Genomic DNA, 12,425 nt, shown 5'->3' on the forward strand with positions numbered 1-12,425 from the left:
TCTTTGATATGAAATCGCTATTTAAAGAAAATAGTTCATGTACTAAAGAAATCCACGAGATTATTAATTATAATAAATTAATTTATCATAAATTGCCTAATAACATTAGAGAACTAACAGCTTCTTGTGATAATTTATTTAGATCAATGAAAAATAAAGATATTGGATATGAATTTATTTCTTTAGGTTCATTGTATTATTTCTTTGGAACTATTTTTAATAATAATTTGTATTTAAATAATACTTCTGATATGAAAAAAAGCCAACAAAAAATCTTACAATTTAAAAATGTACTTTCTTTAATAGAAAATAACTATTCTACTACTATTACTTTAGAAGATTTGTCTAAAACTGTTGGTATGACTCCAAAATATTTCTGCAGATTTTTTTATAATATGAGTAATAAAACTCCAATAGAATATTTAAACTTTTATCGTATTGAACGTGCCTGCTATGAGCTTATTACTACCGACTTAAGCGTTACTGAAGTTGCTTTAAATTGTGGCTTTAATGATATAAGTTACTTTATTAAGACATTCAAAAAACTAAAGAAAATTACACCTAAAGCATATAAACAATGTATTGGATAAAAATATAGTTATATAATCCTCAAATATAATTGTTTTATGAATATAGATTAGCATGACTTATAGTTATTCAAATGATAATTTGTATAATTATTATGATGATAAAAAAATAAAATACAAAGAAAATTTGCTGAAATTTTATTCAAAGATAGACAATTTAATTAATAAATCTATTGTAAATATATTAAAAGGTTAAAAGCTAAATATGTATAGCTTTTAACCTTTTAAATTTTGTAATTTAATATAAAAAATACTTTGTTATTTTAAAATCAACTTAATAGTTATATATCCTTTAGGCATAATCTCAATAGAATTATCTATAACTCTTTGTTCTTCTTCATTTAAATTTAACTCAACAACCTTTACAATATTTTCACCTAAAATATTTATATATTCAAGCTTTTCCCCAGGGTTAAATAATCTTGCAACTATAGTTTTATCACTATCAAAATTATTCCTACACATACTCATGAATATATTTTGGTTATCAATAGAAAATAATGGTTGCTCTCCTTTTCTACTTCTTGTTGGTAATGGTAGTTCGAAACGATCTAGAGGCTCAGCTAATAAATCTAAATTTTGATTTTGATAAGTCGTATAGTTTTTTTGATACTGTTCTGTTAACCTAAACATATTTATATCTGCCTCTTCTATTGCTTCAGACATTGTTATTGAATATTCAAATACCATTTTTCCTATCATCTGTGCATCATTAGTGTACATTGGTTGATCATTAATTCCTGATGCTCTTCCAGGTCTCCATAAAATATCATTTTTCCCTAATAACCCTACACCTCTAAATAATGATAAAGCTACAATATTTGTATCATTTATAATTTCATATTCCTTAATTCCTTTAGTAATAACTCCAAACATCTTTTCATCATCTTTTACATACATAAAGTTTTCTAAAGAATATATATCTACTGGCTTTTCTACAAACTTTAAATCTTTCCATCTATCAATGTATTTATTCTTAACTGGTCTTTTCAACACAGAGAATCCTTGATCAGCATAAGATGATTCTATATCAAATATATTACTATTTAATAGTACTCTTACCCTATGATCAAATGTATTATTATTAATCTCATGTCTAATACGTATAAACTCTTCTCCACTTCTGATTTCAAATGTAGTTAGTATTTCTATATTAGCATTTTTAATTCCACTCTTTCGATTTTCTAAATTTAATGGAATACTTTCCATATGCTTAACTTTCATAGTTTGCACATTTTCAGATTTTGTTACTTCCTCTAACTTTGCATTTTTAATAATAATAGGTTTTTCATCTTTTAATGGAGAGAAGTCATAAGAATCTCCATCATCACCACATTCTTCAAATGATAATAAATCTAGTATTTTTCTATTATTAACTTTATTTAATAATGATATATTACCCATATCTTCTAATTCAAGCTTAAAATAACTATTTTCAATGAATTGTTCATTTTTCATTTCAACTATATCAATAAACTTATTAGAATCTTCAATAAGTAGTACTTTATTACTCATTGGCGAAATAGAAATATTCCCTATTATTATTTTAGTTACATAATATCCGCCAACTTTACTTTCTTTTTCTCCATCGCTTGTAAAAATAATTTTTCTTCCCCAGTCAGAACTATTTTCTTGTGAAATTACTGTGAATTTAACTATTTCTCCTTCTATAGTTCTTAATTCAAAATATTTACTCTCTGTTATAATAGTCGCTTCAATATTATTACTATTGACGTATGGCTTCAAATTTGAAATTACAAGAATATTTTCATTGCCAAGGTTATTAATTATCTCTTTTGTCATTTTCTTTTTAATTATATTTTCTAAACCATCAGCTATTCTTTTAGATTTTTCTAATCTATGAATTACATTCTTATTTGTTATGTCAGAATTACATCCACAAATACTATCATGCGCATGAGAGTCAAACATTTGCTTCCAAATTGCATCAAGCCATTTTTCATAATAACTAGAATTATCTAATTGAGACATTGCATATAATGGCTCTAATATATTTATAACTTTATGTTCAACATCATAATTTAACTTTTTAATATCATATCTCTGAGAACCAGCAGTAATATGAACTCTAGACATTTCTGGTACTACTTGTTCTCCAGTAACAATATTACTATCTCTGCGTTCTTTCCAAGTTTCTTTCATATATGTTTCATAATCAGATAAGATGAATTCATATTTACTTTGTTTTCTATTTATTTCTTTTATTATATTAGGCATATCATTATTTATTAAACCTTGGTCAAAACCAGCAGGCCATAAAAGATTTTCGGAATTTTTACACATTAGACTTAGTTTATCAATCATTGGTATCAGTATATCTCTTATATATTCATCATCATCTGATATTGGTTGAGGAGATCCGTATCCAAAATATATATTGTTCGTTTTTACATCTTTTTTATCTGGTGATTCCCAAATAAAGTTTAAATCATCGCCAATTTCTTCTGTTGAAAACCCTCTACGTACTATACTATAGTCTAAACCGAATCCTGAAAAAATAGATGGTAAATAGGAGTTTTGACCAAATGAGTCAGGTACATACCCAACCCCCATATATCCTCCTAGATCCTGAGATACCTTAATTCCATATAATAAATTCCTTATTATTGATTCCTTATTTACAAGTAATGAATCTGTTTGTGTGTACCATGGTCCAAATATAATTCTATTGTTCTTAACCAATTTTTGTAATTTACTTTTGTTTTCTGGACATACTTTTAGATATTCTTCTATTAAAGAACTTTGTGCATCAAAAAGAAAAGATGCATAATCGCTATTTTTTTCTAAAGTATCTATTAAGTAATTCATATTCTCAACAAGTAATAAATTTGAATCTTCTATTGTAAAATACCATTCTCTATCCCAATGAGTATGTGTTACAACATAAACTTTTTTTTTCATTCTTAAACCTCATACGTATTTTTTACATTATTATTTTTTTTTTCATTTCTAGTTAATATATAATTTCTAACTAATATATTAGCAATTGCTACAAATATCACACCTGCTGCTAAAGCTATCAAAAATCCTGTTATACTCTCCATCAATGGCCAGCCCCAAAATCCTCCAATTATATACCATAAGTTTCCTTTTAAATATAAAGCTATTACTGCTGCTATTATTGAACCAATAATATTTATTGGAATTGTTATTAATGGATTTTGAATAGCAAATGGAATTGCACCTTCACTGATTCCTAAAAATCCAAGTATAAAAGAAGTTTTTCCATTTACTCTTATATCTTCATCGAACACTCTACGTTTTACAACTATCTTATCAATAATTGTAGCTAAACCTAAACCTATAGCTGGAACATACACTCCGATCATAGCTGAAGTAAATGATAATACACCTTCATCATTTAATGTATATGCTATTGTATGTGCAGCCTTATTAATTGGTCCACCTAAGTCAAAGGCTGTTGCTCCTGCAATTAAAGATGATATTAAATATTGAGAAGATGCATTTTCTGCAATTAAATTAAACATCCACTTATTTAATGAACCAAATACAGGATCAACTAAATAAAAATTCAATAAAAATATAGATAGTATTGATATAAATGGTACTATTAGCATTGGCTTTAAAGGTTGTAAATCTTTACTCAGTTTTACTTTTTTATTAACAAACCTTGTTAAATACCCAGCAACTAATCCAAGAATTACAGCTCCAAAGAAACCTGATGGTGCACCATTTTCTATTCCCCAAAATGTAAAATGCAAACCACCTGCAAATGCTCCTCCAATAAATCCAGGTACTAATCCATTTTTATCTGCTATAGAATATGAAACATATCCCGCAAAAATTGGGTACATAAATTTCATTATTAAACTTCCATAATTACCGATATAATGCAAAAATACTAATAATGAGTTAGAATCTGTTGCATATTTAACATCTGCTACAGCATCAACTAAGCTATTACCTCCATAAACTAGAGCACCTATTTTTGATATTCCAATCATAAGACCTCCAGCAACTAGTAAAGGAATCATATGTGAAACTCCTGTCATTATTGCTTGTAATATTTCTGATCCTTTACTATTCTTAGATTTAATATCACTTTTTGATACATTTTCATCACCGATCAAATCATCTACTTTTCCATCTGGATTACTTAATGCCTTTTCTATTATTTTATTTGAATTCTTTAAAGGTTCTGCAACTCTTGTTTTAACATATTTTAAGCCTTTAAATCTTTCAAGTTTTTTTGGAGCAACATCTGTTGCAATTATTAGTGCATCTGCTTGTCTTATTTGTTCCTCTGTTAATTCATTTTCTAAACCATTTGCTCCTTGCCTTTCTACAATAACATCGATACCCATTTCTCTGCCTGCTTTTTCTAAATACTCTGCAGCTAAATAAGTATGTGCAATACCAGTAGCACAAGCAGTTATAGCAACGATTTTCTTTCTTGTTTGTGATATACTATTTTCATTCTTTATAGTATTGTATTTTCCATTAAAATTCCTAATAAATTCTTCCTTAGATTTAGAGTTTTTTAATCTTTCTATATACTCATCATCTAATAATCTAGTACTTAATTCAGAAAGTACCTCTAAGTGAGTTGTATTTCCTTCATTTTCTGGTATAGCTAATAGAAATACTAATGATACTTTATTATCTGGATTTATACTTTCCCAATCATTAATACTGTTTTTCAATTTTGCAACCGCTAATATCGGACGTTTTACAGCTTTAGATTTTCCATGTGGTATTGCTAGTCCTTTATCTATTCCTGTAGGTGAAATTGCTTCTCTCTTCATCACATCATTTAAAAACTCTTGTGAATCGGTTACAATGTTCTCATCAACCAGTCTATTTACTATTTCATTCAATAATTCTTTTTTTGTATTAAAATTTTCATCAAATAATATAAGATTATTTGATATCATTTTTGATAATTGCATTTTTATACCTCCCGATATTTTATTCAATTCATAATAATTTTATATATTTCATTAGAAGTTGTTGCATTCTTAAGCTTTGATATTAATTCTCTATCTTCAATCAAATAATAAAAATATTCAAATATTGTTTGCAAATTTTTATAATTATCCTTAGATAAAGCGATTAAAAATATAATATCTACATATCTATCACCCCATAATATTTCCTTATCTAGGGTGCAAATAACAATAGCTGTTTTTTTAACATGGTCTGGGTCTCCATGTGGCATAGCCACATTTGAAAACGCCGTTGATTCCAATTTTTCCCTAACTAATAAGCTATTTAAAAATTTTTCATTTACAACGTTCTTATCTGTCAATTTATTTGTTAGCATTTTTAAAATTTCTTCTTGATTTAATCCCTTTACTTTAGGAAAAATCCAGGACTTATTTATTAAACTTTTAAAAAAATTCTTTTTTTGAATTAAAACAGTATTAACTTTTGTCTTCTCCATCATTTGTCTAATTTTAATAATATCCTGTGAAGATATAAATGGTTCAATCTGCAAAACTGGGATTGAAGATTTAAATATAGGTACAGTTGAAATAATAAAATCGGCATCTAATTTTCTATCAATAAGATCGATTACAGATAATTTGTGAGTTATTTCCAAGTCAGGTATTAATCTATTTATCTGCATTGCAATTAAAGATAGATTTCCTAAACCTACGCTACAAACTATAGCTACTCTAATCTTTTTTGATTCTCTTTTAAACTTTTCTATTGATACTTGAAAATGCAATGCTATATATGCTATTTCGTCAATAGATAACCTCAGTCCATATTCCTGATAAATTAAGTTTTTAAATACTAAAGCTGCCTCAAAAGAAATACAATATTCTGTTTTTATTTTCACAGTAAAAGGATTTTCAATATTAATGCCATATAATATTCTATTAATCATAGCTTTAATGTGAATATACAATTCTTGTCTCAAAAAAGGATCATCTTCAAACTTAATATTAACTACTTTTTCTGCTTCTTTTATACCTCTATCACATAATGATACAACGTTATCAAAACTACTATTTATTCTTTTATTAACATCTAATACTTTTTTTTGAATTCTTGAAGATAATAACAATATTGTTATATAACACACTTCTTCTTCAATGAATGATATGTTAAATCTATTGCTAATCATATTAACAATAATGTTTGCTAAATTATATTCTCTTTCTGTTTTCAATTTATTAATTGTATTTAAATCAAAATATATAAATTTTCCCAACTTTATTCTCTCAATTGTAACAATTAAGTTTATTACTAAGGAGTTATATGATACATCTGTAAAACATACTTCGTCTAACTTAGCAATTTCATCAACCATTTCTATTACAGCATTAACATCAATGGAAATAAATACGTCCTTTATGTCGTTTCTTAAATTATTATTAATAATATCTGCTTCATTCTTATTACCATACTCAACAATTAAATTATTATTATCACTTTTAAATAGTTCCACAATAGCAAACCGTATAGATTTTTCATCTCCAACTACCCTTATACCTCTGCTAGGTTTTTTTTCTAAAACAAGATTATTTTTTTCTAAAAACTTTTTTATTTCTGCTAATTTATTTTCTACCACACTTCTACTAGCGAATATCTTATCTGCTAAATCATTTATAGTTATATAGTCGTTTGTATTAAATAGTTCAAACAAAATACAGTGTTTATAATCCCTATATACTCCATCATGATCAATCTTTTCTTTAATTATATCCATAGACATATTTAGAATTACTTTTTCGTCTCCTTCAATCCATACTCCAACTCTTGGTTTTTTAATAAGAGTTATGTCATAGTTTTCTAGAAACTTTTCTATTTCTTTTAAATCACTATATATTGTTCTTTCACTTACTCCTATAGAATTCTTTATATCCCTAATAGTGCATTTTCCCTCTGAAGCTATCTTAAATAATATTTTTTTTGAGCGCTCTGTTATATAATTCAAAAAATAACCTCCTTCGTCATGACTTCAACAATATTGTATATATTTACATTTATAGTGTATCATTGATATCATTTTAATAAAACACTTCCTTTTGCAGCATATAATGTTGAAAAATTATATTAATGAATATTAAAGCACAAATACATTGAAATCTTAATGCTAAAAATCAATACCTTCTTGACTTGGATAATATGTTCACTCTTCTAATTCACGAGTTATTCTTCTAGAAGTATCATAACTTCCGCTTGTTATCATATCTACTGTACTTAACCATTTTCCACCTTCTCTATATCCAGCTTAAATTTAGTTTATAGCAGTAACTCTTCCCCATAAAAAATCTTTATGAAGTTTAATCTTATTCATTTACTATTGCCTCTGCAATTATTTTTCTAATTCTTAGAAAAATCAACTTTTTTTGTAATCTTCACCTACTTTTAAGTATATAAAAAAACCTAACCTCATCAATTAAATACTCTACCTATAGTAAGATATCAAATTAGTAAACTTAGGTTTTTCCTTCATTATCAGTACAATCCTAAAGAACCTTATTATTAATTTGTATTTATATTAACACCATTTAAATATTGCCAATAAATTTTTTATATTTTTATTTCCTTAACTATAAAATTCATCTAATTTACTCTTTCTATAAATTTAATCTCTTAATTTAATTTTCCTCTTACTTTTATTTAATAATTGAATACTACCTATATTACCATAACTCACTTTTATAAATTATGAACAAAATGATATTCATTACTAAATTAACCAATACTCTTTTATTAATTTATAATCCAGTACCTTTTAAGTATAAGTTTAATATAATGAAAATAATCAATTATATTGAGGTAATAAAATGAATTCTAATGGATGGGGTAATTGGGAAGATTTATTAAGAGGTTGTGGCTATACCAACTCTTCAGATAATACAGATAACACTGGCTGTAATGACATACCAAATGGATTCCAGAATATTAATCCCCAGCTTTTTATATTAATAGGGGATGTACTTGGTAATATAATAGCTGGAAACATTCCTTTTAATGTACAAAACGCAATTGGAAACTGGTTTGAATTACTTGGTCAAGTTATTTTAACTTTTAATGCTCAACAACAATATTTTCAATCAGGACCAGGAAGATACTATGATCCTAAAAATTATAATGTTGATAATCCTTCTTGTAGCACTAATCCTACAGATTCAACTTCGAATACAACAAGTACATCAAATTCTTCTAATTCCTCAAGTTCATCAAAAGCATCAAGTTCATCACCAGTTTCCGAAAGTTCCACCTCAAATGATAATGATATTAATATAAATAAACTTCAAGAATTAGAAGATCAAGTTCAAGAACTAACTAATGAGCTAAATAAAATTAAAATATTGTTGCAAAAATAATTAGTCATAAATTACGCAGGAGTATTTTAAATAGAAAATAAGCTAATAGCTCCTTTAATTAGCTACTAGCTTATTCTCATTAATCTTACACTTTAAATTTTATTCAAGAGTACTTATACTATAATCTACTTTATTTCTCATTAAATAATTTTTTATTAAAATCACTATTGTGCTTAGTATAGCCATTACTAAAAATACCAATAATTCTTGCATTCCTAAATTACTTAAATGTAATATATTTTTAAATAAAAATGCTGCTACAAAAAATCCTATAGCTGTTGTTGTACATAGGAACACACGCATTTTATTGAATGGTCTACATACTCTTATTACTGCTAAAATACTAGTAAATCCAATCATACAATACATAATTGTAGTCATTTGTGGTACTTCTATATTTAAAGCTGGAGCTAAGAAATATAGTGTTATGATATTTATTATTATCACTAAAGCATATGGGAATGAATTCTTAAGTACACTTTTTAAGAAACTTTCTTTTATCTGTTTTCCATTTGGCTCGAAAGATATAAAGAATGATGTATATCCTTCAATAACGAGATCTATTAATGTTATTTGTATTGGTATAAATGGGAAAGCTGTAAAAGTAATAATGTTTAATATTGATAGCATAACTGAATATAGTGTTTTTATAAAGAATATTCTAGCTACATTAGTGATATTATTTACAACTCTTCTTCCTTCCATTAAAACATCTTTTAAGACCCCAAAGTCTGAATTTAAAAGTACTATCTGTGAAACCTGCTTTGCTACATCACTTGCTTCTGGAAGAGTTATACTACAATCAGCTTGCCTTAATGCAATAACATCATTTACTCCATCTCCAGTCATCGCAACAGTATGACCTTTAGATTGTAATGCTTGTACTAATAAACTCTTTTGATTTGGTGATACTCTGGCAAATATACTATACTTGTCTACTATACCTATTATTTCATCATCATTTTCTATAGTAGATAAGTCAATATATGATTCATAATCCTCTAATCCTGCTTGCCTTGCTATACTTGAAACAGTTATTGGATTATCTCCTGAAATTACTTTTACTGTAACCCCTTCCCCTTTAAAGAATCCAAGCATCTCTTTTGCATTTTTTCTTAATGGATCTGATAATTCTACTGCTGCAACAACTTCTATATTAGGTAACACATCTTCCACTATATCCTTAGAAAAACCTACAAGTAGCACTCTTTTTCCTTGTTTTTGTGCTTCTATCATGTTCTCTTTCATTTCAAAATCACTTTTGACCATTAATTTTTCAGGTGCTCCAACTATTATGGAACCTATATTCTTAAATGAAATAGAACTCCATTTTCTTTCAGATGAAAATGAATTCTTATAATCAACTTCAAATTTATCATTTCCTTTAAAGTAATCTTTTAAGGCTTGAAAAGTACCATTATTATCTCCCATTTCATTAACAAAAGCACTTAAGGCCTGACCTATAGAAATTGGCATTATTTCTTCATTAAATTTTTCAACATTAGAAACTTGCATCTTACCTTCTGTTATAGTACCAGTCTTATCAAGACATAGTGTATCTACATGAGCTAAAGTCTCTACGCTATATAAATCTTGAACAAGTACCTTTCTTTTAGCAAGTTTTATTACCCCTGTTGCAAGAGATATACTAATCAATAAAACTAATCCCTTTGGAAGCATTCCTAGTAACGCTGCAGATGTTGATACTACAGAACTTTTTATTAGTTCACCTCTAAAGAAGTATGCTTCTAAAAATAACAATAAACCTACTGGTATTATTATGTAGCTTGTAAGTTTTGTAACTTTCCTCATAGATTTAACTAATTCTGAATTTATACCTTTGTGCTTTTTGCTTTTTAATGTAATTTCTGCTGCTAAATTATCTTTACCTACTTTTTCAACCCTGGCATAACAATTTCCACTAACAACATAACTTCCTGAAAATAATTTATCTCCTGGCATCTTTATAATTGTATCTGATTCACCAGTTAGTAGAGATTCATTTACTTCTATTTTTCCATCAATAACAACCGAATCTGAACAAATTTGATTTCCCATATTAAGTATAGTTACATCATCTAAAACAACTTCATCTACACCTATACTAGTTTTTATTCCATCTCTTATTACATCCACCTTTGATACTGTAAGTACTGATAATTTAGCTACCATATTTTTAGCATGTATTTCTTGAAAACTTCCAATGCATATATTTAATATAATTATCAGCATAAAAGCTAAATTAGAATAAGCTCCAACAGACATTAAGGCAATAGCAATAATAAAATTATACAAATTAAATAATGTAAATACATTTCCTGAAATAATCTCCCAATTAGATTTTACAGTCTTTTCATCTACAATATTAATTTCTCCTTTTTCCTTCCTCTCTAATACTTCCTCTTTCGTTAATCCTAATGTAGTCTCTCGCATTTCCATAATAACACGCTCCATATTCATATCTCTTGTAAGTACATTTAAATTTATTCTAAATAATATTATTGAGTATAACCCTTCAATGTAAAATTTAGGTTAAACTAAAGTTAAATATATTTAATTAAACTTATTAGTTCTTGATATTCTAATAATTAGTATATCCCTTAGAGTTAATTTGATGGAAATGACTTTTTTAAATTTTATATACTTTTATAATATGAAAGAAAAGGTACTGCTTTTACGCAATACCTTTCTTGAACTTTAAATATGGAGACTATTCTCATGAATAATACGCTATATTTTCTTAACTATTATTAGTTACCTTCTAATTCATCTACAAATAGTCTAAGTCTTTATCAGCTTCTTCTATATCAAAACCATTTTCTTTATCCATGTCTTTACTATGGATTACAATAATACTGCTTTTCCATGCTTATGTACACTTAATTTTAATGTATCTATAATTTCTTTTGCTGCATCATTATCTAAATTCTCTTTCTATTAATGTACATCTAAGATTTCTTTATTACATCCCCGTTCATCATCTCCTATTAATCACATACTTTATGACTCTATATTATCAACCCAATGTGAAATTAATATAAAAACAAATAATTATTTATATGTATTTAAACATTTATTATTTTGTTTCTCCAAAAAAAAACACTGGCTAGTGTTCTCTAGTAATTTCTATGCAATTATATTATTTGAAAGTCATAGTAAACTTCATACCTCTTTCAGTTGCATTAAAATAATGTATAGCTTTTATCTCCTATAATCAATTCAATATTCACTCTATATTTTTTAGTAAAATCTTCTGCTATACTCGGACTAGTATACTTATTGCTTTCTTCTAACTTCTGTACTAATTGACTAGTAATATTATCTAAGTATTGTTTCTTCTTATTCGTATAGAAAGTAGGTAATAACATATAAAGTAAAGTGTGAGAGATAATTATTATTATCCCCATTAATGCCATTGTAAATAAATAAGTTTTTTGAAATAGTTTTAATTTTTTCATCTTTTCTCCTCAAACTTATATTATCAATATGAAATTAATATAAAATTATATTA

The 12,425-nt window shown here is 26.5% G+C and carries 7 protein-coding genes; 2 read left to right on the forward strand and 5 right to left on the reverse strand.

The features are described from left to right. The coding region (locus tag E6248_RS07425; protein ID WP_316340186.1) for an AraC family transcriptional regulator at positions 1 to 590 on the forward strand (590 nt) is incomplete at its 5' end. A gap of 255 nt (positions 591 to 845) precedes the next feature. Here E6248_RS07425 and E6248_RS07430 read toward each other — a convergent pair. The 3 genes from E6248_RS07430 to E6248_RS07440 are packed head-to-tail and all read right to left on the reverse strand — an operon-like array spanning position 846 to position 7,515. Continuing rightward, positions 846 to 3,509, reverse strand: a complete 2,664-nt coding sequence (locus E6248_RS07430) for a glycoside hydrolase family 38 C-terminal domain-containing protein (RefSeq protein WP_316340187.1) — start codon at positions 3,507 to 3,509, stop codon at positions 846 to 848. A gap of 2 nt (positions 3,510 to 3,511) precedes the next feature. Beyond that, positions 3,512 to 5,518, reverse strand: a complete 2,007-nt coding sequence (locus tag E6248_RS07435; RefSeq protein WP_316340188.1) for a fructose-specific PTS transporter subunit EIIC — start codon at positions 5,516 to 5,518, stop codon at positions 3,512 to 3,514. 23 nt (positions 5,519 to 5,541) lie between these two features. After that, complete coding sequence (locus E6248_RS07440; protein ID WP_316340189.1) at positions 5,542 to 7,515, reverse strand: BglG family transcription antiterminator; 1,974 nt, start codon at positions 7,513 to 7,515, stop codon at positions 5,542 to 5,544. 856 nt (positions 7,516 to 8,371) lie between these two features. Between E6248_RS07440 and E6248_RS07445 the strand changes: the two genes are divergently transcribed. Next, entirely contained in the window at positions 8,372 to 8,914 is a 543-nt protein-coding gene (locus E6248_RS07445; protein WP_316340190.1) for a hypothetical protein, read from the forward strand. Between the two features lie 99 nt (positions 8,915 to 9,013). On the opposite strand, the gene E6248_RS07450 is transcribed toward E6248_RS07445, so the two are convergent. Together E6248_RS07450 and E6248_RS07455 are read right to left on the reverse strand one after the other, a co-directional pair. Then, complete coding sequence (locus E6248_RS07450; RefSeq protein WP_316340191.1) at positions 9,014 to 11,368, reverse strand: cation-translocating P-type ATPase; 2,355 nt, start codon at positions 11,366 to 11,368, stop codon at positions 9,014 to 9,016. Between the two features lie 728 nt (positions 11,369 to 12,096). After that, on the reverse strand, positions 12,097 to 12,372 hold the full coding sequence (locus E6248_RS07455) for a hypothetical protein (RefSeq protein ID WP_316340192.1): 276 nt from the start codon (positions 12,370 to 12,372) through the stop codon (positions 12,097 to 12,099). Positions 12,373 to 12,425: the final 53 nt, after the last annotated feature.

It is taken from the genome of Clostridium sp. (assembly GCF_032552055.1).
In the GTDB taxonomy this organism is placed as follows: Bacteria; Bacillota; Clostridia; order Clostridiales; family Clostridiaceae; genus Clostridium.

What these genes read in the sequence shown, in the direction of transcription:
- E6248_RS07430 (WP_316340187.1), bottom strand. Translation starts at nt 3,509, where the DNA reads ATGAAAAAAAAAGTTTATGTTGTAACACATACTCATTGGGATAGAGAA.
- E6248_RS07435 (WP_316340188.1), bottom strand. Translation starts at nt 5,518, where the DNA reads ATGCAATTATCAAAAATGATATCAAATAATCTTATATTATTTGATGAA.
- E6248_RS07445 (WP_316340190.1), top strand. Translation starts at nt 8,372, where the DNA reads ATGAATTCTAATGGATGGGGTAATTGGGAAGATTTATTAAGAGGTTGT.
- E6248_RS07450 (WP_316340191.1), bottom strand. Translation starts at nt 11,368, where the DNA reads ATGGAGCGTGTTATTATGGAAATGCGAGAGACTACATTAGGATTAACG.
- E6248_RS07455 (WP_316340192.1), bottom strand. Translation starts at nt 12,372, where the DNA reads ATGAAAAAATTAAAACTATTTCAAAAAACTTATTTATTTACAATGGCA.